30 protein-coding genes and 1 pseudogene are annotated in these 20,744 nt (G+C 40.0%); 7 read left to right on the top strand and 24 right to left on the bottom strand.

The window, feature by feature from the left end:
- Positions 1 to 20: 20 nt before the first annotated feature.
- From E4T92_RS08780 to E4T92_RS08705, 17 genes are all read right to left on the bottom strand, one after another.
- Positions 21 to 566 carry an N-acetylmuramoyl-L-alanine amidase gene (locus E4T92_RS08780; RefSeq protein ID WP_135094307.1) on the bottom strand — a complete coding sequence of 182 codons (546 nt, stop codon included), beginning with the start codon at positions 564 to 566 and terminating at the stop codon, positions 21 to 23.
- Positions 567 to 704: 138 nt separating this feature from the next.
- Positions 705 to 1,355: a hypothetical protein gene (locus E4T92_RS08775; RefSeq protein WP_135094306.1), complete on the bottom strand. Its 651-nt coding sequence runs from the start codon at positions 1,353 to 1,355 to the stop codon at positions 705 to 707.
- A 105-nt stretch (positions 1,356 to 1,460) separates the two neighbouring features.
- A complete protein-coding gene (locus E4T92_RS08770; protein ID WP_167754040.1) occupies positions 1,461 to 1,832 on the bottom strand; it encodes a Mor transcription activator family protein in 372 nt (123 codons plus the stop codon).
- 173 nt (positions 1,833 to 2,005) lie between these two features.
- Positions 2,006 to 2,467 (bottom strand): regulatory protein GemA, encoded by a 462-nt coding sequence (locus E4T92_RS08765; protein WP_135094305.1) that lies wholly within the window; start codon positions 2,465 to 2,467, stop codon positions 2,006 to 2,008.
- Between the two features lie 68 nt (positions 2,468 to 2,535).
- Positions 2,536 to 2,769, bottom strand: coding sequence for a DUF551 domain-containing protein (locus tag E4T92_RS08760; protein WP_135094304.1), 234 nt, complete (start codon positions 2,767 to 2,769; stop codon positions 2,536 to 2,538).
- A 122-nt stretch (positions 2,770 to 2,891) separates the two neighbouring features.
- Entirely contained in the window at positions 2,892 to 3,446 is a 555-nt protein-coding gene (locus tag E4T92_RS08755; protein ID WP_135094303.1) for a DUF5420 family protein, read from the bottom strand.
- A 72-nt stretch (positions 3,447 to 3,518) separates the two neighbouring features.
- Positions 3,519 to 3,854, bottom strand: a complete 336-nt coding sequence (locus E4T92_RS08750; protein ID WP_135094302.1) for a hypothetical protein — start codon at positions 3,852 to 3,854, stop codon at positions 3,519 to 3,521.
- 2 nt (positions 3,855 to 3,856) lie between these two features.
- Positions 3,857 to 4,027 carry an FMN-dependent NADH-azoreductase gene (locus tag E4T92_RS08745; RefSeq protein WP_135094301.1) on the bottom strand — a complete coding sequence of 57 codons (171 nt, stop codon included), beginning with the start codon at positions 4,025 to 4,027 and terminating at the stop codon, positions 3,857 to 3,859.
- Positions 4,024 to 4,188, bottom strand: a complete 165-nt coding sequence (locus tag E4T92_RS11090; protein ID WP_167754039.1) for a hypothetical protein — start codon at positions 4,186 to 4,188, stop codon at positions 4,024 to 4,026. Before E4T92_RS11090 ends, E4T92_RS08745 begins: the two co-directional genes overlap by 4 nt.
- A gap of 9 nt (positions 4,189 to 4,197) precedes the next feature.
- The gene (locus tag E4T92_RS08740) at positions 4,198 to 4,395 is read right to left on the bottom strand and encodes an ANR family transcriptional regulator (RefSeq protein WP_135094300.1); all 198 of its coding nucleotides are present in this window, start codon (positions 4,393 to 4,395) and stop codon (positions 4,198 to 4,200) included.
- A 9-nt stretch (positions 4,396 to 4,404) separates the two neighbouring features.
- Positions 4,405 to 4,608 carry a hypothetical protein gene (locus E4T92_RS08735; RefSeq protein WP_135094299.1) on the bottom strand — a complete coding sequence of 68 codons (204 nt, stop codon included), beginning with the start codon at positions 4,606 to 4,608 and terminating at the stop codon, positions 4,405 to 4,407.
- A gap of 187 nt (positions 4,609 to 4,795) precedes the next feature.
- Positions 4,796 to 5,323, bottom strand: coding sequence for a host-nuclease inhibitor Gam family protein (locus E4T92_RS08730; protein WP_135094298.1), 528 nt, complete (start codon positions 5,321 to 5,323; stop codon positions 4,796 to 4,798).
- A 20-nt stretch (positions 5,324 to 5,343) separates the two neighbouring features.
- Positions 5,344 to 5,592, bottom strand: a complete 249-nt coding sequence (locus E4T92_RS08725; RefSeq protein ID WP_228063588.1) for a hypothetical protein — start codon at positions 5,590 to 5,592, stop codon at positions 5,344 to 5,346.
- A gap of 17 nt (positions 5,593 to 5,609) precedes the next feature.
- Positions 5,610 to 5,939, bottom strand: a complete 330-nt coding sequence (locus E4T92_RS08720; RefSeq protein WP_135094297.1) for a hypothetical protein — start codon at positions 5,937 to 5,939, stop codon at positions 5,610 to 5,612.
- Positions 5,939 to 6,856 carry an AAA family ATPase gene (locus tag E4T92_RS08715; protein ID WP_135094296.1) on the bottom strand — a complete coding sequence of 306 codons (918 nt, stop codon included), beginning with the start codon at positions 6,854 to 6,856 and terminating at the stop codon, positions 5,939 to 5,941. Before E4T92_RS08715 ends, E4T92_RS08720 begins: the two co-directional genes overlap by 1 nt.
- A gap of 24 nt (positions 6,857 to 6,880) precedes the next feature.
- Positions 6,881 to 8,905 (bottom strand): transposase domain-containing protein, encoded by a 2,025-nt coding sequence (locus E4T92_RS08710; RefSeq protein WP_135094295.1) that lies wholly within the window; start codon positions 8,903 to 8,905, stop codon positions 6,881 to 6,883.
- A 15-nt stretch (positions 8,906 to 8,920) separates the two neighbouring features.
- Positions 8,921 to 9,184 (bottom strand): helix-turn-helix domain-containing protein, encoded by a 264-nt coding sequence (locus tag E4T92_RS08705; protein ID WP_135094294.1) that lies wholly within the window; start codon positions 9,182 to 9,184, stop codon positions 8,921 to 8,923.
- 244 nt (positions 9,185 to 9,428) lie between these two features.
- On the opposite strand from E4T92_RS08705, the gene E4T92_RS08700 reads away from it, so the two are divergent.
- Positions 9,429 to 9,866: a helix-turn-helix domain-containing protein gene (locus E4T92_RS08700; protein ID WP_167754037.1), complete on the top strand. Its 438-nt coding sequence runs from the start codon at positions 9,429 to 9,431 to the stop codon at positions 9,864 to 9,866.
- 320 nt (positions 9,867 to 10,186) lie between these two features.
- On the opposite strand, the gene E4T92_RS08695 is transcribed toward E4T92_RS08700, so the two are convergent.
- Positions 10,187 to 10,480 carry an MFS transporter gene (locus tag E4T92_RS08695; RefSeq protein ID WP_228063587.1) on the bottom strand — a complete coding sequence of 98 codons (294 nt, stop codon included), beginning with the start codon at positions 10,478 to 10,480 and terminating at the stop codon, positions 10,187 to 10,189.
- A 222-nt stretch (positions 10,481 to 10,702) separates the two neighbouring features.
- On the opposite strand from E4T92_RS08695, the gene melR reads away from it, so the two are divergent.
- From melR to E4T92_RS08665, 6 genes are all read left to right on the top strand, one after another.
- On the top strand, positions 10,703 to 11,638 hold the full coding sequence (gene melR, locus E4T92_RS08690; RefSeq protein WP_059366488.1) for a transcriptional regulator MelR: 936 nt from the start codon (positions 10,703 to 10,705) through the stop codon (positions 11,636 to 11,638).
- Positions 11,639 to 11,677: 39 nt separating this feature from the next.
- Positions 11,678 to 12,394 carry a DNA/RNA nuclease SfsA gene (sfsA, locus tag E4T92_RS08685; protein WP_135094292.1) on the top strand — a complete coding sequence of 239 codons (717 nt, stop codon included), beginning with the start codon at positions 11,678 to 11,680 and terminating at the stop codon, positions 12,392 to 12,394.
- 221 nt (positions 12,395 to 12,615) lie between these two features.
- The gene (gene tyrS / locus E4T92_RS08680; protein WP_135094291.1) at positions 12,616 to 13,803 is read left to right on the top strand and encodes a tyrosine--tRNA ligase; all 1,188 of its coding nucleotides are present in this window, start codon (positions 12,616 to 12,618) and stop codon (positions 13,801 to 13,803) included.
- Positions 13,804 to 13,941: 138 nt separating this feature from the next.
- Positions 13,942 to 14,868, top strand: coding sequence for an aminoimidazole riboside kinase (locus E4T92_RS08675; protein WP_077541956.1), 927 nt, complete (start codon positions 13,942 to 13,944; stop codon positions 14,866 to 14,868).
- A 65-nt stretch (positions 14,869 to 14,933) separates the two neighbouring features.
- Positions 14,934 to 15,545, top strand: coding sequence for a glutathione S-transferase N-terminal domain-containing protein (locus E4T92_RS08670; protein WP_077543986.1), 612 nt, complete (start codon positions 14,934 to 14,936; stop codon positions 15,543 to 15,545).
- A 7-nt stretch (positions 15,546 to 15,552) separates the two neighbouring features.
- The gene (locus E4T92_RS08665; RefSeq protein WP_135094290.1) at positions 15,553 to 17,007 is read left to right on the top strand and encodes a glycoside hydrolase family 32 protein; all 1,455 of its coding nucleotides are present in this window, start codon (positions 15,553 to 15,555) and stop codon (positions 17,005 to 17,007) included.
- A gap of 118 nt (positions 17,008 to 17,125) precedes the next feature.
- Here the strand turns inward: E4T92_RS08665 and E4T92_RS08660 are convergent, their stop codons facing one another.
- From E4T92_RS08660 to E4T92_RS08635, 6 genes and pseudogenes are all read right to left on the bottom strand, one after another.
- Positions 17,126 to 17,269: a hypothetical protein gene (locus E4T92_RS08660; protein ID WP_135094289.1), complete on the bottom strand. Its 144-nt coding sequence runs from the start codon at positions 17,267 to 17,269 to the stop codon at positions 17,126 to 17,128.
- 67 nt (positions 17,270 to 17,336) lie between these two features.
- Complete coding sequence (hisIE, locus tag E4T92_RS08655) at positions 17,337 to 17,981, bottom strand: bifunctional phosphoribosyl-AMP cyclohydrolase/phosphoribosyl-ATP diphosphatase HisIE (RefSeq protein ID WP_135094288.1); 645 nt, start codon at positions 17,979 to 17,981, stop codon at positions 17,337 to 17,339.
- A gap of 5 nt (positions 17,982 to 17,986) precedes the next feature.
- Positions 17,987 to 18,622, bottom strand: a complete 636-nt coding sequence (locus E4T92_RS08650; RefSeq protein ID WP_135094287.1) for an EcsC family protein — start codon at positions 18,620 to 18,622, stop codon at positions 17,987 to 17,989.
- 28 nt (positions 18,623 to 18,650) lie between these two features.
- On the bottom strand, positions 18,651 to 19,424 hold the full coding sequence (gene hisF / locus E4T92_RS08645) for an imidazole glycerol phosphate synthase subunit HisF (RefSeq protein ID WP_135094286.1): 774 nt from the start codon (positions 19,422 to 19,424) through the stop codon (positions 18,651 to 18,653).
- A complete protein-coding gene (hisA, locus tag E4T92_RS08640; RefSeq protein ID WP_135094285.1) occupies positions 19,406 to 20,155 on the bottom strand; it encodes a 1-(5-phosphoribosyl)-5-[(5-phosphoribosylamino)methylideneamino]imidazole-4-carboxamide isomerase in 750 nt (249 codons plus the stop codon). The genes hisF and hisA overlap by 19 nt, the downstream gene beginning before the upstream one ends.
- 71 nt (positions 20,156 to 20,226) lie before the next feature.
- Positions 20,227 to 20,669, bottom strand: a pseudogene (locus E4T92_RS08635) (transposase).
- Between the last annotated feature and the right edge of the window lie 75 nt (positions 20,670 to 20,744).

The following is a 20,744-nucleotide window of genomic DNA, read 5'->3' as shown; positions in this document are numbered from 1 at the left end:
CGCATTGAGGCACTCATTGCTTACTCCTTAAAGAGGTGATCAACATTGATAATTTGCTCGGCATCCAACCAGCTCCACACATCAAAGCACGGACAATCTTTCATCCATTCATTCGGTGTGATTGTGCCGTCGCCATTACGATCAGGACTTAGATCACGATGTCCACAAATGCGAGCACTGGGATATTTGGCTTCAAGCTGGCGCAATAATTTATGCAAGGCAAGCCATTGCTCGGTGGTATATTCTCCGTGGTTGCGTTTGTCTTTGGTGATACCGCCCACCAAACAGATGCCAAGACTGTTTAGATTATGTCCTTTTACGTGCGCACCGGTTTCCCCTTCACGGCGACCGGTTTCCACCGTGCCATCTGTGTCAATAATGAAGTGATAGCCGATATGTTTTAAATGCGAATTGAATTGTTTCGTCAAAGTGGGATTACGTTTAAAACCACGTTGTTTGTGCCATTCATCAATGCGTTGCGTGGCGGTTTGGGTGGCAGTGCGTAATGGTTTACCGTTTTGTGTGGCGGAACAGTGGATGACGATTTTGTGGATAGGATAAGGCATAAAAAAACTCCGGTTATTCAGGATTACTTGATAACCAGAGTTTACTTAATACTTGTGGGAATAGATTTTAAACTGGTTTAAAGAGTGTTAATGTTTGCTTTTCTTCTTACCACAAAGTAGGTTTCGTCATAACTGTGTTTACCCTTTAATGAGGTCAGCAATAATGTTTGGACGCTCTTTATCGCTATAAATAAATTTATCCCAAAGATCGGAACCATTGACACCTATTTCTCTATATTGATTATTTTCTTCAAGCTGAACAAGATCATCAAATGATTTAGCAGACGAATGTTTTTTTAATACTTCTAGCGCTTTTTCTCTTGTTATCGTAGCTTTAATAGTTAGGTTCTTGAATACTTTTTGCTTATTCGTTTTCAAATCTTCATAAATTGGATAGGCTTCAACTGTAATTTGGTTGACTGGAGTATGTGCAAAGGTCTTATACACCGCATAAATAAATGCCATTTCGTTATATTCTTTATACATATCATCCGGAGTATAGGAAACTTTAGAGATACGGATAGATAATGGATCTTCACTAATAAAAGCTAGCTCATTTTGTTCTACTCGGTAATCATTAAAATCAGCGAACATATCTTTAGCTTTGGCAAAAGTTAGCACGCCAGTTGAACTAACATCATACTCGACACCATCATTAATTGAACTAGCAAAGTCTGCCTTTGTTCTAATCACTGTTGTTTTTCCAGGTTGATTTTCTGCTTCCTTATCTTCCCCACCGCAAGCAGTAATGGCAAATGCAGATAACAAAATAAGTAGTAATTTTTTCATAATCTTTTCCTTATTGATTGAATAATCCTACCTATCATACTCTTAAATTATTCATTTTACTTATAAAAAAACGCCCTTTCGGACGTTTTTTCTCACTTCTAGCGGTTATGCATTACCAAACATATCAAATTGGCGTCTGGCGATTTCTTCTTTTGTGACACGCTTCACAATTTGATAAATCCACTGCATAGAGCAGTTATATTTTCGGGCGAGTTCACGCTGATTTGAGCCGTTAAACTCGTTAAAAATTTTGCGGTCACGTTCGCTCAATAGCAAGATTAAATTGCGTGGGATATAAATCACCTCACCGCCCCAACTTTCAGCGATTTTCCCAGCAATTTCTATGCTGATTTGTTGTGCGAGGAACGGGTCAATGCCGGCAATATGTTGCTTGATTTTGACTTCGGAATGTTTGGCTAAATCGGCTAAAATTTCAGGCGCTTTTTCGTTAAATATTTCTACTTTTTCGTTCAACATAAACACCTCAATTGGGGATTTGATCACTACTGATGAAAATTCTATCAACTTTGAACCGCTTATTGTGAAATTTTTTCAGACAAGAACATGAGAAAATTACGTAACACAATGATTTATAATAGAAAAACCGCCTTTTAGGCGGTTCAAAAAGTTTATTTTAGCTTACCAAATTTTTATTTTTCCCCACGTGCTTGCCATTTTTTCAATCGTTCCAATACGAGGCTTGCCATTTTGTCGTCTAATGCTGAAACATTTAGTGCAAGCGGTTTATTTTGGCGTACTAAAATCGGGTTGGCTACGCCACGCACCCACGCATTAAGAGCTGTTTCAGAACGATCACGCACTAAACCTTGTTTTGCCATTTCAATCCAAATCGCACGGATTTTGTGGGCAATATGGCTTTTGACTTTTGCTTTGGCTGTTGCCGGAGAATAATAGCGTTTGGATGTATTCTTATTAAAGCCTTTCATTTCAAATGATACTAGCACATTCATTAATTCTGCTATTTTCATTGCTTTGGTACTTCGTTTACCGGTTAAATTTTCAAGCATTGTGCGGTAGGTTAATTCATCCATTCCAAACTGGCTTTTGGCAATGTGGATCAGCTGAATTAATTTGGGTTTGGTGTAATACATAAGTTTTCCTTTGTTTAAAACACATTATTCAGCCCACTTTAGGTGGCAAAATGGGCTGTAAATGGGTTTTAGTCTATTGGTTTTTCAGGGATTGGTTGCCAATGTGTCACGAGATCACATTTCCCAAATGGGCTAAGCCAATAATCATCCCCATATAATTTTGCTGAAAATATGTGTAATGGGTCGTTTTTAAGCTGTCTGCCATAAACCAACACAAGTTTAGATTGCTCCACAAGACTAAAACCGGTGTATTTTTCCGGCAATCTCTCCGAACACTTAATCCAACCATTGTTTTCACTCATTTTTAATCCTCCTTGCGTACCTTAATCTTTATCACACCACCACTCACCATCAAAGTAACCTATAAACATCATCCAATAGCCGGGGTCATCTTCAACTTTGCTTATTGTTACTTTTTCCATTTTTATTTCCCCTGTAACGCCAAAAATTCACTTTCTTTAATCTCAATTAAATAATCAGGAATTTCGGGGAATTTATCACCTCCCCATTCACCTTTTTTACTTGGAATTTGCACAATAAAATGTTTACTTGCCACACCACAAGACGAACCGTAGCTACAATTTGACGTATAAACCCAACAGCTTAATTTGAGTTTTTTAAGCATAAATCGGTTAAATGATGGATATTGCTTTAATACTTGTTCAATTTGATTAAGTTTCTCATTGAAGGCTTTACCTAATTTGTAGCGGTTATTTCCTCGAATGAAGACTTGTTCATCTCTAAAATCTTCTATTTTGTAATGTTTTTCAGATTTAATTTTCAAAAATTCAGGGTTATCTTTACGGCAAACAATTCCCATACACCATTCTTCACTGCCACGCCAATGTTCATAAAAAGGGATTTCAGCAAACATTTTCGTTAATAAGTCATCACGTTTTCCCCGATCTTCTATCCACTGTTTTTCAAGGGTACTAATGGGGTCAACATTTAATGGGCATTTAAAATAGCGATATTCCATATTTTTTCCTCTCGGTAGGTTGATTAAAATCTATTATTCAGCCTACTGTCGCCAATAGGCTGTAAATAGGCTCTATCTATCCCAAAGTTTTGCGATCCATTCGTTTTTCACAATCTCACCATCCTCTTTTTTACGGGTGTGGGTTATTTGAACACAGTTTCGGCTTTCCAGTTTGGTGAGGACAATTTCAAGTCGTAATAACCAAAACATAACGTATATCAATCCCGCAACTACGGCAGTTCTTTCATTTAAATCGTATAAATTACATAGCCCACCAAGAATGAATAATGCATCGCCAACAAAGACAAGTTTGACGCTAATATCAACCCCTTTGATTATCCAACTCATCGCTCTTTCAATCTGTTGAGTTGGTAACTTAGCTAAGATTTGTTTGATTTTTTGTTTCATTTTTACTCTCCTAATCTTGGTGCGACTTTCCACGCCACTGTTTTCATCTCCCGACTTGCCTGATGCAATAATTTCAACGCATCATCATTTTTCTCTTCCAACACATTATCTTTGGCGATTTCCAATAAAGTCTGAATATCGACAATTTGCTGGGCGACATCTGTTTTTGTCATACTTCCTCCACCTCAACTACATCATCAATTTCAACAATCTTGTGTGGTAAATTGTTTATATTAAAAGTGTTTAAATCACACTTTTCTAACACTTGCTCGTTGCTTTCAGCCTCAACGACTGCTTCGACTAAACAATAAAGACGTGCGATATATTTCTTCATTTTTCCTCCTTAAAACGGCTTTTTGACGACACGTTCGCAAAATACAGCACGATGTTTACACCATTCATTGTTGGCAAGATTAGGCGCATTCATTCCGGCAACTTGCCAATGGGTTTTAGCAGTAGAATAATCACCTTGGCGTTCACTTTTTGCCGCCAGTTCGCTGTAATATTTAAAGCGTTCAAGCTGGTTGATATTTTTGTGCATACGTTTCTCCTAGTTTGGGATGTCACCGTTATTGCAGGTGTGGGGGTAGAAATCCGCATTAATTTTTGGCGTAATGCCGCCTTGGCTGTAATCTGTGTAAACCAAATACACAACGCCACTAATACAGACTTCTTTGATAGCAGCTTGTGTAGTTGTTTTATCACAACCGGCAACGGTACAAAGTGCGGTTAAAATAAAGATCGCTTTTTTCATTGTTTCTCCTGTTATAAAACACTTTATAAACGCCCCTTAAAACGGGTTTAAATACGATTTAAAGAGCGTTGAAAAGGGTTTTAATCAACCAATTTTTCCACTAATTTAAAGGCGCACATGCAACCTAAACCAAAACAAAATGGAATTAAAAAAGCACCAGCTGCAATAAGTAATAATGTGTTCATCCCTACCTCCCCGCTACATCTTGCTCAAACGGTGTCACCACAAAATCTTCCACACCGGTTTTAATCGTCACCCCCGCCACCGTTGCCGCCAGTTCAGGCTCGTTTAACATGGCTTCTTTGTTGATTTCCTCTTTGGTGCGGATAAAACGGGTTAAGCCTAATGTGTGTAAACTTTCTAATACGCTGTCTGTGCCACGAATTCCCACAGACGGTGGACGTTGTCGCCATTGCACTTCGCCGGTATTAAATGTGCCGGTTTTGGTTTTGCCGTTATTTGTGAGTTCGTCACGGTGACTTTCACACCATGCCTGCACCGCTTCCATAATCGGTTTGGCTTTTGCTTTGATGTCGTTTATCAAAGGGGCGTATTCTTCGGTGATTGCCGCTAAACGGTCGTTTTGCTCAATCGCAAGGCGTTCTATCTCTCGGTTTAAATCGCCGATTGCCTTGATTGCGGTTTCGACTTCATCACGGGTTTGATAGCGCACCGCAAAAGTCTCGTTTTTCACTCGGGTTGCTTTTTTAGCCATTGTTTTCCTCCTCATTGCCATCAAATAACCCCCATTGCATTTGCCATTTTCAACATGGCTTCATAAGTGATCAGACAAATTTCCTCCTTGCCCTCCCGTCTAATTTGAATGCCCCTTCCTAGTCTTTCTGCGAGCCAAAATTTAAAGGTTTTTCCGTCAATTTCAGTTGTTCCCTCTGCGATGTGCTTTGTGATGGCAAGTCCCATTTCGCCACATTTCACACCTAAGGTTTCTAACTGTGAACGGCAATGCATTTTTGCTTCATCCATATTTTTTCTCCTGTTGTTTAATGTAAATAACTGCGCCAAATAACTTTGATGCCTTCTACCATCATTTGGTATTCCACCCAATGCGCCCCATCATTGCCTTGAATATAGGCGAGGGCTTGTCCGGTTTTCTCCAATTTTTCAGTGATAGCGTTGGTATCGATCCGCACTCGGGGTTTGATTTTGTCAAATTCAATGTTTGCTACATGCAAGCCCATTTTGTTGAGGCTCTGAATGCATTTTTGCGTTTGAAATAAGTAGCCTAGGGCGATTTTGTTACACCCGCCAAATACGGGGTGCAGTTGGCGTTGTTTCGCTAAAGTGCGGTCAGTTTTTGTTACGTTTTCCATTAATTCGCTCCTTTCATTTGTGCCTGTGCCTGTAAAATCAGGTCTAAGGTGATCACCGTGCCTTGTCCTTTAGCAGTCATTCCGGCAAGGCGTAAATATTGAGTTAAAGCCCGCAATCCACCTGCTTTGCCGCCGATGTCATAAAGCACGGTCATCAAGTCTTTGTCGGTAATATCCAAGCCCCACGCTTGTGCAATAGCTTTAATGTCGCCTTTTGTACTGGCTTTCACGCCACAGTTATTGCCAATGCGTGACCATAAACGGGCATATTCGTGGGCTTGGTTTATGCCGCCTTGAATACGGGTGTACACTTTGTCATTACCAATCAACGCAAACCCTACTTCCGCTTCTTCTTGAATAATGCGTAATTCTTCTAATGCGTCATAAGGTAGGTGATCGCTTTCATCGACAATCACCAAACCTTGTGTACCTTTAATTTTTTTGGTGATCATTCGTGATAAGCGGTCTTTGCGGCGTGGTGCGTCATTAATGCCAAGCTCAAGGGCTAACTCAAACAAAATACTGCTTAAAGTGGCACGTGCAGGGCTTGCAGTAATCATCCACACATTTTGGTTTGCCTTTTTATATTCTTGACAGGTTTTGGTTTTGCCGACACCGCTTGCACCGTAAATGGTGACCATTGTGGGGAGGATTTTTGCCATATCTAATGCGGCAAATATTTTTTTCGCGGTTGGGATTTCAATAAAGTGCGGTGCTTCCACAAACACTTTCTCTTTCTTTTCACGCGTAGCAAGCCAGTTTTTTAAGGCGGTTTCTACGTTTTCCACATTGCCGGTATAAGTCCCTTTTAAATAGGTGCTTAATGCACTTGCATTAATGCCGGCTTGTTGTGCAATCTCGCGTTGCGAGTAGGTTTGGTTGTCTAAAAGTTGTTTGATTTGTTCAATTAATGTCATCTCTTTTTACTCCTTAAATTCGGCTTAAAGCCCCTTTTCTTCTTTCATCATTGCAATGCCTTTGTGTAAACCTTGCTCAAATTCGTTGAGTTCGTCTTCTGCCAGAACTGTCTCAACTTTGCGGGCCGCATTGCCTTCTGTTTGGGTGAGCCAGTTAAAGGCGAGTTTTTCTTTCGGCTCCACAAATTCTTCATCCGGTACATCAAATTGCTTGCGATACTGTGCCATTTCGTGTTCGGTAAGTTTTTCGTGGTTTTCCACCATATTTTTTGCAATGCGGCGGTTTTGGGTTTCAAGTCGGCGTTGGATACGTGCGCCTTCTTCGCTGTCAAAGGCGGTTTTTTCCACACACTCGGCATCACATAAATACACGCCGTTTTGGTCGTACACATACACCGTGCCGTGTAGGTTGTCGGGGTCGTAACGCACAATTACATTGCCCACATTGCCGCCAATCAGTGCCGGAGCTTCGTAAATATTTTTCTGATTGTTCAGCACATAACCCACCTTGAGCGTGAACCGTCCGTGTTTATCCACTTTAGTGCTTTCGCCTAACATCATCAGCTGACGTAACTGCTCATCAGTAGCAAACACTTGGGAGGTTTGTGCATAATCCCGTTCCCATAATTGGTTTGCGCTGTAAATGCCTTGCCCCAGTTCCGTTTCACGGTCGGCTTTATCGTTCCACAAACGTACACCTTGCTCTAAAATCTCTAAAAACAGGGCTTTGCTTGCGCCTTTTTTAAATTGATAGTCTTCGGTTTTCTCTGTGACCGACCAACCAGTAAAAAACTTCTCTAAACGTCCATCACCATCAATATAAGCAGGCAAACTGTCTCGTCTAAAAGCACGCTCTATGGGTTTTGCTCGTCCGTTGCCTCGACCTTTAAACACTAACGTGCGGATAACTTTAATGCCTAAGCGGTCAAACATCCCTTCCACTGTGACGCCATTTCGGGTTTGTTTCCCACGTTTACGCTGTTGGGTGGTGTGTTTATCGGAGGCGGCTCGCGTGTTATCCATTAAGATTTTTTTCGGGATACCGTATTGCTTAATCATGCGCAAAGTAGCTTGGCGGATTTGGTCGCCGTTTTCGCTATCGTCCACACAGTAAGCTAAAATGCGGCGGGTGCGGACATCTTGCCAAAACCACGTTTTAGGGCGGATAGGGCGGCTGCCGTTTTCATACCAATCCACAAACACGTTGTGTTGATAGCCGTCACCATTGACGATTTCGTAAGCCTCCAAATGTTCCACGGTGCGAATTTGTGGGGCGGTGAGTTCGCGTAATTCGTGTTCACCACCTCGGGCGAGGGCAATTTCAGCGGCGGTAAATTCACGCTCCAATTTGCGCTTAAAGGTCATTCGGCTTGGAATGTCCCAGCCGTTTTCCTCAGCGGCAAGGGTTAAACGGTAGTAACACACGCTTAACTTCGGTTTGCTTTTGCGGAGGTAATCTTTCAAGAAAAATTGCCACGCCAGCTCCGGCACGTCTGCAAAGCGATTTTCGCTTTCTAAACCGGTGCGATCTAACAACATCGGCAGCCAGTCCCGTTGAGGGAAATTTTTCACCTTGTACCACCAGCGTTTGAGACTGCCTTTGCTGATTTTTTCCGCCGTTTGGTCGTCCATTTCGGCATAAAAATTGACGACTTTATCCATTGCGATCATTAACGGTTCGCCGTTTTCAATCAGCCGGGCTAACTTTAATACCGCATTAAAGCGACGTTCCGCCCGTCTTTCTTGGTCTAAGGTTGCCGAGGAGAACACATTCCACGCACTTTCGCTCATTTGGGCTTGGGTGGTAATGGTTTTGTTTTCTACCTTGTTCGCTGATTGGGTTTTCAATAGGATCTCGGCTTGGATTTCTTGGGGGAAGGACGAAAACTCATATTCCAGCCCACCACCGCGTGCTAAGCGTTTGCGGCCTTTCCAAGATTTTGTTTTAGCTTGGTAAATAATTGCTTGAACAGAATTAGGTAAATTGTTTAAACTTAATTCAAGTAATTCTTTAGCTGAGTAGTGAGTTTTTAGGTTATTTCCACTCATAAAAACCTCAAGGCACTATCTGTTAGCGAATTTTTTTAGGTTGCGTTCGGCATAACGTGCAGCCCAAATTTCTTCTGGTGGAACACCTATTGCTTCTGCAATTAAGCGTTCCCCTTTCTTCCATGGGCGATCCAGTGCATTTTTTAATGTACTGCCATTGCTGTAGCCGTGATGAAGAGATAACTGGCGCAATGACCAACCTTTTTTAGATAAAGCAGCTTTAATATCGGCTCTATGCCAATCTACGGCTGTTTTTTTAGTGTCGTTTAATGTCCGCATTAGTTAATCCTTTTCGTTAATCTGATGTGGATATTATACCTCTTTTAAATCAAAGTAAAGTTTAAAAACTTCTTTTTAAAGTTAAAAGACTATAATTTAAGCATTGTTTTCACTATATTCTTGATTTTATTGAAGTTTAAAAACTTTAAAAATTTCTAGTGAGTTTTTTAAAGTTATGAAGGAAAAGTTTAAAAACGAGTATTCTATCGGAACTCGAATCAAGGGACGTCGTGAAGAGTTAAAATTGAGCCGTAAAGCAGTATGCGAGTATCTGGGAGGGGTTGCGTTATCTACATTGCAATTGTGGGAACAAAACGAAAGAGAACCGCAGGCATCAATACTGATAAAGTTAGGGGAAATATTGAATATATCGCCAGCTTATCTTCTCACTGGGGAAAATCAATCAATAACCCAGTCAGCAATTATAAGCAAAGAACCAAGTGATGTTGATAAGTTAAAACAAGCTATCAATGTGCTTGAAAAAGCGTTAAAAACGCCACAGGCAACGCAAGAAAGTGCTTTAGACTTTACTAAGGATGAAATGGAGCTTATTCATTATTTCAGGCTATGCGATGATTATGCCAAGGAAATGACATTAGCTAGTGTGAAAGGCTTGGCGGATAAAGTTCAAAAAGATAAAAAAGAGAGCTCGGAGCCATTTACGGATCGTAAAATAGCCTAATGCTTTTTAAGACAAATCACCGCTAGGGCATTGACTTCTTTAAAAAATGCCCTGATGTGAAAAGGATAGTAAATGACGCCTGCCACGACAAGAATGAATGTTTAATTTTTTGAACGAGATCATATTTTTAAACGTCGTTTGAACATATTTTAACGGCTTTTTAAATTTCTCATTCTATGTGTTCAAAACAGGAATTTCTGCCAAATTTTTCCCATTTCATTATTTCTGTTTTTCCTGCACTAAAAAAGGAGCTTACATTGCGTAAAGCCCCATTCTATAAGGTTTTGAACCACTTAATTCCGTTTAATTCAACATTCGTCCTAATTTCTCATTTTTAGTGGTTGGTTACAAGAGTTAAGAATTGTGCCAATCAAAATCCAAGGTTTAAATTTTCCCCAACGCGATCGTGTATTATTCACAATCCATCCCATAATGGGGTCATTTAATGCATCCCATACCCGAGCTACCATAAAAATACTTCCTACAATGGCACCGGAGACACCCAATACATCCGTGTAATAATACATTAAATACATATATACAATGCCAATCGCAAAATCCTTTCCATAAGCACCTAAACCAAAACTGATTTTGGTTTTCATTGATAAACTCATAATGAGTTCCTCCTTTCAGTGAGTTTCATAACCTCATCATGACAAAAGGAAAAGTGCTTTCCTATACCATTTCTTTATACAAGATTCCTAAAAACTCACTTTATGAGATCTCGATATTAAAAAATGAATTTTCGGGAAAAATTTCTAGGAAAATAGGAATCTATAAAAAAATTCGCTATAATTTGACCGCTCTTTTGCTTGGTAATGTTTCGTAGGTAATGAATGCAATCTGAAGATATTGTGTTGGATTATTTTGATCCGGAAAACGCCCTGGGTAGTAAAACAACCAGCCCCCTTTCCTTACCTTTAGAAAAACAATCGCTACGAGTAAAACTATGGCAACCCCCTTTGAATATGCCTGCCCATCATTGGCACGGGCATATTGAAATCAATATCCCCTTTAACGATGACGTAACATATTTCTACAACGGTTCACAAATTACAGTCAAAAAAAATCATATTGCTGTTTTCTGGGCGGCGATTCCGCATAGTTTGGTGGATCGTAAAAACTGTACTGAAATGGCGGTGATTGATATTCCTGTTCATCAGTTTCTTTCTTGGCAATTAACCGATAAGCTAGTGACTCACATCACCCATGGGGTCGTCATTCAATCCCAAAACCCTGCGCTCGCCGGCACATTTGAAATTATGCGCTGGGAAAACGAGCTGACAAAAGAGGATAAAAATCGCAACCAATTAGTCTATAGTGAAGTGCAATTACTGCTAAAACGCCTAGAACTTGACGGGTGGGAGCTTTTATTAAAGACAAATTATGAAAATCACATGAACGGTAAATCCTCACGCCATACTCAATATTATGTGATTCAAATGCTTAACTATATCGCAAGCCACTTTAATCAAGCCCTCACTGTGTCTCAAGTCGCCGCTGCGGTCGGCTTGAATACCAACTATGCCATGGGACTATTTCAACGTGTAATGCAACTAACGATTAAACAATATATTACGATGATGAGGATTAACCACGCCAAGGCATTACTCACCGATACCGATAAAACCATGCTCGATATTTCACTCACGGCAGGTTTTAATTCTCTAAGCCGCTTTTACGAAAACTTTCAAAAATATACTGGACTATCCCCAGTGAACTATCGTAAACAAATGCGTGGAAATCTTCCAATTCATCATCTCATTCGATAAAAAACCATTAAATTTCAACCGCACTTTATAAGGAATATTATGAAACTTCCCGCTCTCCAATCTGCAAAACTGATTCGCCGCTACAAACGTTTTCTCGCCGATATTGAATTACCTAACGGTGAAATAATGACTATTCACTGCGCTAACACCGGTGCAATGACAGGCTGCGGAGAAAAAGGCGATACCGTCTGGTATTCCCATTCCGATAGCCAAACAAGGAAATACCCCCACTCATGGGAACTGACCCAACTTGCTAACGGACAACTTTGCTGTATTAACACCCATCGCTCCAACCAGCTTGTATTTGAGGCATTAAAAAACAAGCAAATTAAAGAGTTGGCGATGTATGATGACATCTATCCTGAAGTCAAATACGGTGAAGAAAATAGCCGTATTGATTTTTTACTAAAAGGAGAAGGACTTCCCGATTGCTATGTGGAAGTGAAATCGATCACCTTGGTAAAAGGTAATCTCGGCATGTTCCCTGATGCCGTCACAACACGAGGACAAAAACACGTGCGAGAATTATTGACCATGAAAAAACAAGGACATCGTGCCGTAGTATTGTTTGCCGGTCTGCACAATGGGTTTGATCGTTTTAAAATTGCCGAATATATCGATCCCGACTACGATCGATTATTAAAAGAGGCAATAGAACAAGGTGTAGAGGCTTATGCTTACGCCGGTAAATTTGAAATTTTAGAGGGAATTCCTACCGCACTTTCATTGACAGAATCTGTGCCTTATATGAAATAATAAAATTTGATAATTATTTTCATTTAGTTATTGACAACATTATTGATAACAATTATCATCTAACCATTCCAATAACAACAAGCTGGTTTCATAAAAAACACTCAGCGATAATCACTCCAACATTCCCGCCTATTTCCCCACAAATAGGCGTTTTTTTTATTCACAAATCTTTTAGATTCCCTATAATAAAGCACTTCAAAATGATAATTAGGAAATAAACAATGACTGATATTAATACCGTTCTCGCAGAGCTTAAACGTGGCACTGATGAAATTCTTTCTGAAGCAGATTTAATTGAAAAACTCAAAGAAAATCGTCCGTTAAAAGTAAAATTAGGTGCCGATCCTACTGCACCGGATATTCACTTAGGGCATACAGTGGTGCTCAATAAACTACGCCAATTTCAACAACTCGGTCACGATGTTTATTTCTTAATCGGTGATTTTACCGGTATGGTGGGCGATCCTTCCGGAAAAAACACTACCCGTCCTCCCCTTAGTCGTGAAGATGTATTACGCAATGCGGAAACCTATAAAGAACAAATTTTCAAAATTCTTGATCCACAAAAAACCAAAATCGTTTTCAATTCCGAATGGTTGGGTCAATTAGGTACGGAAGGGATGATTCGCCTTGCGAGCAATTACACCGTTGCCCGTATGCTTGAGCGTGATGATTTCAAAAAACGTTTCACCAATAACCAACCCATTGCGATTCACGAATTTATTTATCCTCTATTACAAGGGCATGATTCCGTCGCTCTCGATGCAGATGTCGAACTGGGTGGTACGGATCAAAAATTCAATTTATTGGTTGGCCGTGAATTACAAAAATCAGCCGGTAAAAAACCACAAGTAGCGATCACTATGCCATTGCTTGTGGGCTTAGACGGTGAGAAAAAAATGTCAAAATCCTTGGGTAACTATATCGGTGTGACAGATGCGCCAAATGATATGTTTGGCAAGGTGATGTCAATTTCCGATGAGTTAATGTGGGATTGGTATAATCTGCTTTCTTTCCGTCCATTGGCTGAAATTGAACAGTTAAAAGTCGATGTGAAAAATGGAAAAAATCCACGTGATGTTAAGATTTTACTCGCGAAAGAACTCATTGCCCGTTTCCACGATGAAACAGCAGCCAATGCAGCAGAACAAGAATTTATCAATCGTTTCCAAAAAGGCGCAATGCCGGATGAAATGCCTGAATTTACCTTTAATGCTGAAATAGGTTTAGCGACATTATTAAAAGAAGCAGGTTTAGTACCGTCCACTTCTGAAGCGATTCGTTCTGCACAGCAAGGTGGCGTAAAAATCAATGGTGAAAAAATTGATAATGTCAAAGAAAACGCGCCAAAAGGCACAAATGTTTACCAAGTGGGTAAACGAAAATTTGCACGTGTAACAGTAGAATAATCAAAACACAGCAAAACTGACCGTGCTTGGCTCAAAAGTGCGGTTATTTTTTAAGATAAATTATATGAGTAAGTGCTGAAAAATCCATTTCCTATCCAATGGATAATAAGAGGTGCTTCATTAGAAAGAGGAAATACGATGAGTCAAAAAATTTGGGTAACCGGTGATGCCGTGGTGGATCTCATTCCTGACGGTGAAAATCATTATTTACGTTGTGCAGGCGGCGCACCGGCAAATGTTGCGGTGGGCGTTGCTCGTTTAGGGAGCGAAAGTGCTTTTATTGGTCGAGTAGGAAAAGATCCCCTCGGGCAATTTATGCAAGATACCTTAAACGCTGAAAATGTAGATACCACACATATGATTCTAGATCCACAACACCGCACCTCAACTGTGGTGGTCGGATTGGATAATGGTGAACGCAGTTTCACGTTTATGGTCAATCCAAGTGCAGATCAATTCTTACAAACAACCGATTTGCCTCCTTTTCAAAGTGGTGAATGGCTACACTGTTGTTCTATCGCCTTGATTAATAATCCCTCTCGTGAGGCGACCTTTGAAGCAATCCGCCGCATTAAAGTGGCGGGCGGGTTCTTCTCTTTCGATCCCAATTTACGAGAATCTTTATGGTCTAGCCTAGAGGAAATGAAAAGAGTTGTGATGGATGCCGTGGCGTTAGCAGATGTATTAAAATTCTCCGAAGAAGAGCTTACACTTTTAACCGATAGCGACAGCCTTGATAAAGCCTTTGAAAAAATTACCGCACTTTATCCGGAAAAACTCATTATCGTCACCCTAGGAAAAGACGGGGCTTTATACCATCTTGCCGGAAAAAAAGATGTCGTTGTGGGCAAAGCGTTAAAACCTGTTGATACCACCGGAGCGGGCGATGCCTTTGTGGGCGGATTATTAGCCGGTCTTTCTCAACACCCAAATTGGAAAGACAATGATGTGTTGGTGAAAATTATACGACAAGCGAATGCTTGCGGCGCATTGGCAACAACAGCAAAAGGTGCAATGTCTGCTTTGCCAAATAAATCACAATTGGCTGAATTTTTGGCAAATTAATCCAAAGTGTGTGAATTTATTTCACACACCTTTCCATTAAGTGCGGTCATAAATGAAGGTATTTTATGAAACTATGGTATTCCGATTCCAGCCCCTATGCTCGAAAAGTACGCAGTGTCATTTCTTATCACCAATTACAAAATCAAATTGAATTATTACAAGCAACAAGTGGAATGGATAAACATTCCCCACATAACCAAGCCAACCCTCTTGGGCGTTTACCTGCACTTCAAATGGCAAATGGTGAATGGTTATATAACAGTTCGCTAATTGCAGAATATCTCGATCATTTAGGTTCACAGCCTTCACTTTATGACAACGGAGAGCAACGTTGGCAAATTCTTCGTTTACATTATTTAGCCGATGGGATTTTAGAAAATGAAATATCCGTTATACCGGAAAAACGCCTACGCCCTCAGTCTGAATGGTGGCTAGAACGCCATCAACAAATTTTCCAACGAACGGAACAAAGTCTCATCGCGATTCAAAAATCCATTGATTTATTCGGTGAAGCGCTCAATATCGGTACGCTCAACGCAGTCTGTGCGATTGATTTTCTACTCTTCCGTAATGATTGGACCTACGCCACAAAACATTCCCTTATGGGATCATTAAAATCATGGGCGGAGAAAATGAACGCTCGCTATACTTGTTTAAATGAAACTTACCCAAAATAGGACAACAATGATTATTTTCAATAACGGCAAATACAAAAGTATTCTTGCAGCAGAACAAGGTGAACTTGATACGATACGTAAAACAGTCGAGAGTGATAAATATTTCTACCCGACTTATCATCTTGCGCCCCCCACCGGACTACTAAACGATCCGAATGGACTTATTTTTGATGGCGAAAAATATCACCTTTTTTATCAATGGTTTCCTTTCGATGCCATACATGGTATGAAACATTGGAAACATTTCATCACCCATGATTTCCAAACTTACCAAACCGCCGATAATTTAATTCCTTGTGAATTATTTGAATCCCATGGTTGTTATTCCGGCGGTGCATTAAAAGTCGGCGATAAATTAGCCATGTTCTACACCGGCAATACTCGCCGCACAACGGATGACCAACGTGTGCCTTATCAAAATCTAGCAATTTTTGATTTAGATGGCAGATTACTTAGCAAACGCCCATTAATCGAAAATGCCCCAAAAGGTTATACAGAACATGTACGCGATCCCAAACCTTATTTAACAAAAGAAGGGAAAATTCGTTTTGTCTGTGGCGCACAACGGGAAAATCTTACCGGTACAGCAATTATTTTTGAAATGGCTCACTTAGATGATACACCACGCTTAATTGGTGAACTATCTATTCCAGCCTTTAATAATCACAATGTATTTATGTGGGAATGTCCGGACTTACTAAAATTGGCGGATAAAGATATGTTTATTTGGTCGCCACAAGGTAAAGATCATGAAGACTATCAATTCCAAAATAACTATCATGCGACTTATGCAATGGGGCAATTAACAGGCAATGTACTAGAAGCTGAACATATCGCTGAACTCGATCAAGGTTTTGATTTCTATGCCCCTCAAACCTTTTCCGGTTTAGAAAATAAAGCAAATACCATCATGTTTGGCTGGATTGGCTTACCGGATTTAACTTACCCAACAGATAAATTCAAATGGCATTCTGCTCTCACCCTGCCACGAGAAGTACACATTGAAAATAATCGCTTATATCAACGTCCTATTGCTAAAATTTATGAAAATATGACCACACTTTCCACACAATCCCTGCAAGAAAAAACCAGGATTGAACATTTAGATCGTGCCTATTTAAAATTTGATGCAGAAAATCAGCCGTTCAACTTGTCTTTCTTCACCAATGAAAAAGGTGAAACACTGACCTTATCCTATGAAAATGGCTTAGTTTGTTTGGATCGCAGTCAGTCGGCACAAACAGAATTAATGAGGACATTTGGTGAGCAACGCTATTGTGAAATCCATGAACTTCGCACCGTAGAAATTTTCTTTGATCGTTCAATTGTAGAAATTTTCTTAAATGATGGTGAAAAAGCCATGACCTCAAGATTCTTTATTGAAAAGCGTGAAGATATGGTGATCGCAGATCGAGCATTAACCACTGAAATTGGTTATCCAAAACCAATTCAATATATTTAACAAAACGCTGCAATGTTGAAAATACCCGAAGGGAAAATTAACTTTTGCAAGACATAGCACATCATGCCTCGTTAAAGAAAAAGTGCGGTCAATTCTGACCGCACTTTGAAAGATAGAATTAACGATTTACTCCCCAATGACGGGTGTCTTTGTCAAATTTCATACCTGAGTGAGAACCTTCCGATCCATTGAAATACACATCTTTATTCGCACAAGCTGAAATGATCAATGCACCAATAACAACGAGTAGTAATCTTTTCATAATATTTGCCTTTTTACTTCAATTAACACCAGCGTAGATTGTAACATAACGTAGATGCTTCGACAGCTTATTTATTTGAACCTTCCGGATGCAGACCAATTCCTTGATGGCGTTCTTGCAATTTTGCGATCACATCACGCCATTCCAGCTCTTGGTGGTGCAACAACACCGTTAAGTGATAAACCAAATCTGCCACTTCACTAACAAGTTCTTCAGAATCTTTCTCCATTGCGGCTAAGGCTGTTTCAACCCCTTCCTCTCCAACCTTTTGGGCTATTTTTTTCGTGCCTTTAGCATGAAGTTTTGCCGTATAAGAATGCTCAGGATCTGCAGTTTTTCGTGCTAAAAGATCACGTTCTAATTTTGCAAACCATGTCCAATTTTTAACAGCTTGCTTTTCAAACCGATGAAAACAACTCTCCTCGCCCGTATGGCAAGTTGCTCCAACCGGATTTGCCAAAATAAGCAAAGTATCATTATCGCAATCAAGGCTCATATCCACCACATTGAGAAAATTGCCGGAGGTCTCCCCTTTCGTCCATAATCGTTGCTTGGTGCGGGAATAAAACGTTACCCGTTTTTCATTTAAGGTTTTTTCTAAGGCTTCAGGGTTCATATAACCGAGCATTAATACTTCGCAGGTTGTGGCGTTTTGGACTATAACAGGCAGTAAATTATTGACTTTTTGCCAGTTGATATCTTTTAATTTCATTATTTTTATAACTCTTGATATAAGAATAAATTTCTTGCTGCATTACCAATTAAATTGGTTGTTGTCGCATCAAAAGTGGCACCAACTATACCGCCAACAACAGGAACTATTTTCATTGCATTAATTACCCCTTTTTCTCCAGCCTTTGTGATTAACCTAAATCCAACGGCTTGATTAATCTTTTTTATAACTTCACGAGTGAGATACTTCTGTATCATTGACGTTGTTAATTTATTTGTTACTTGAATACCTGCATTTTTTAGAATATCTTTAATTGCTGATCCACATAAGCAAGTATATACAAGAGTTTTTACTTTATCATCTCGTAAATCCCTTCCACACATATGTGCAATTGCTGCAATCATTCTAATTTGAACAAATAAAACGCTACTTACATTCGCAGGTATAGCGACCGGTAGAGTCATAATACCCCCAAGCCCAGATAAAAAACCAGAAGTTGCACATTTAGTATTCTGCCAACGAATAAGACTATTAATTTTGTCTTCTAAAGAACCATTATCCTGAATATAAGATTCAGCTAATTCCTGTGCTGAATCTAATCCCATAATTCCATGAGTAGATTTTTCATATGCCCAATCTAGAACTTGTAACATTTTTGATTCTGTAATTTCATTTTTCATTTTAAAACCTCTTTTATTATTTGTTTGATTATACTCTCATTTTTAGATTATATGTGATTAGATACTCTTTCAACTCCCCGATCTGAATAATCTGCTTATGAAACACACTCGCTGCCAATGCACCATCCACGTTCGCTTCAATAAATGCATCACGGAAATGCGACATTTCCCCTGCACCGCCAGAGGCAATTAAAGGCACATTACAAATTGACCGCACTTTTTTAAGCTGCTCCAGATCATAACCTTTTCGCACACCGTCTTGGTTCATCATATTTAGTACGATTTCCCCTGCCCCTCGTTGTTGCACTTCTTTTACCCAGTCGAGCAACTGCCATTTCGTTTGACGGGTGCGTTTTTCATCGCCTGTGTATTGATTGACCCAGTATTTGCCGCTCTTTGCTTCAAACCAACTATCGATCCCCACTACGATCGCCTGCACCCCAAAGCGATCCGACAATCTGGAAATCAGAGCAGGATCGGCAAGTGCGGGGGAATTGATTGAGATTTTATCTGCCCCAAAGGCAAACAGTTTTTCAGCATCTTCTACTGTCTTGATACCACCTGCCACACAAAACGGAATATCAATCACTTGGGCGACACGCTCCACCCAGCTTTTATCCACTGTACGACCATCTGATGAAGCCGTAATATCATAAAACACCAGCTCGTCTGCCCCTTCCTCCGCATAACGTTTTGCAAGCGGAACAATGTCGCCGATAATTTCGTGGTTGCGGAATTGCACGCCTTTTACTACCTGCCCGTCTTTCACATCTAAACAAGGAATTATCCGTTTTGCCAACATTGAATAGCCTCCTCTAGATTAAATTTTCCTTCCAATAAGGCTCGCCCGACAATCACGCCGGCTACGCCCGAGCCTTTGAGTGCTGCAATATCGGCAAGTGAACCGATCCCACCTGAAGATTGAAATTGAATCTCGGGGAAAGCTGCACAAATTTCACGGTAAAGGGAAACGTTTGAACCAGTAAGCGTACCGTCTCGTGAAATATCGGTGCATAACACGTGTTGTAAACCAACCGCTTGGTATTCTTCGATCAATTCTTCAAGGGATACTCCGCTGGTCTCTTGCCAACCGCTAATCGCAATGATTTTCTGACCGCTTGCATCAATATTAATATCTAAAGCAAGGACGAATTTATCCGCCCCATATCGCTCAAACCAACCTTTTACCATTGCACGATCTTTCACTGCTGTTGAGCCAATCACGACACGATTTGCGCCGACTGCCAATAAATCTGCCACATCTTGCTCTGAGCGAATACCGCCACCAACTTGGATTGGGCATTGGACTTGCGCGATAATTTCACCAATCAGTGTTGTCTGGCGTTGAGCCTGGTCTTTCGCCCCTGTTAAATCCACCAAATGAAGCTGTTTTGCCCCCTGGCGAACGTAATCCTGAAATTGTGCCACGGGATTATCGCTATACAAGGTTTTTTGGGCATAATCGCCTTGATATAACCGCACCACTTGACCATCAATTAAGTCAAGGGCGGGGATAATGTATGAGGTTTGCATATGTTCTCCTACTATATACCTAGGGTAATAAATTCCCCTAGGTTAAACATTATTCTGCTCTTTTAGGACAGTTATACGTTGTCTTCAAAAAATGTAGAATCAAATTTGATTACTTCATTCTGAAATAAACTAATCATCTCATTTCTAAAATCAGTGGTTTGGTGATGCACTTTTTGATTTTTTATATAATTGATGATCTTTTCTTTCTCTAATTCACCATAACTTAACGCATAATATCCCACAGATCATTCTGTAAAATGAGGAAATAAATCTTTAAATAAATGCGTTGCTTTCTTTAATTTACGCACAAATTCAGCAACAGAAACCGTTTGAGTAATTGCACAAATAAATGAAGATGATCAGGCATTACGTTAATTCTATATAAAATAGACCGATGATTTTTTATAAATCCCAAAATATAACGATACAGAATTTGCTCATTTTCTTCATTAATCTCATAAATCCCATATTTTGTCCGAAAAATAATATGGTAAAACAAACATGTATAACTCATTTTTTCTCTCTAATTACCACCCTAACAGGATAGAATTATGCTTAACCTAGGGTAACTAGTTACCCTAGGAGGAAA

Source organism: Pasteurella sp. WM03, from assembly GCF_004570945.1.
Lineage (GTDB): Bacteria > Pseudomonadota > Gammaproteobacteria > Enterobacterales > Pasteurellaceae > Rodentibacter.
This window is presented reverse-complemented; position numbering and strand designations above follow the sequence as displayed.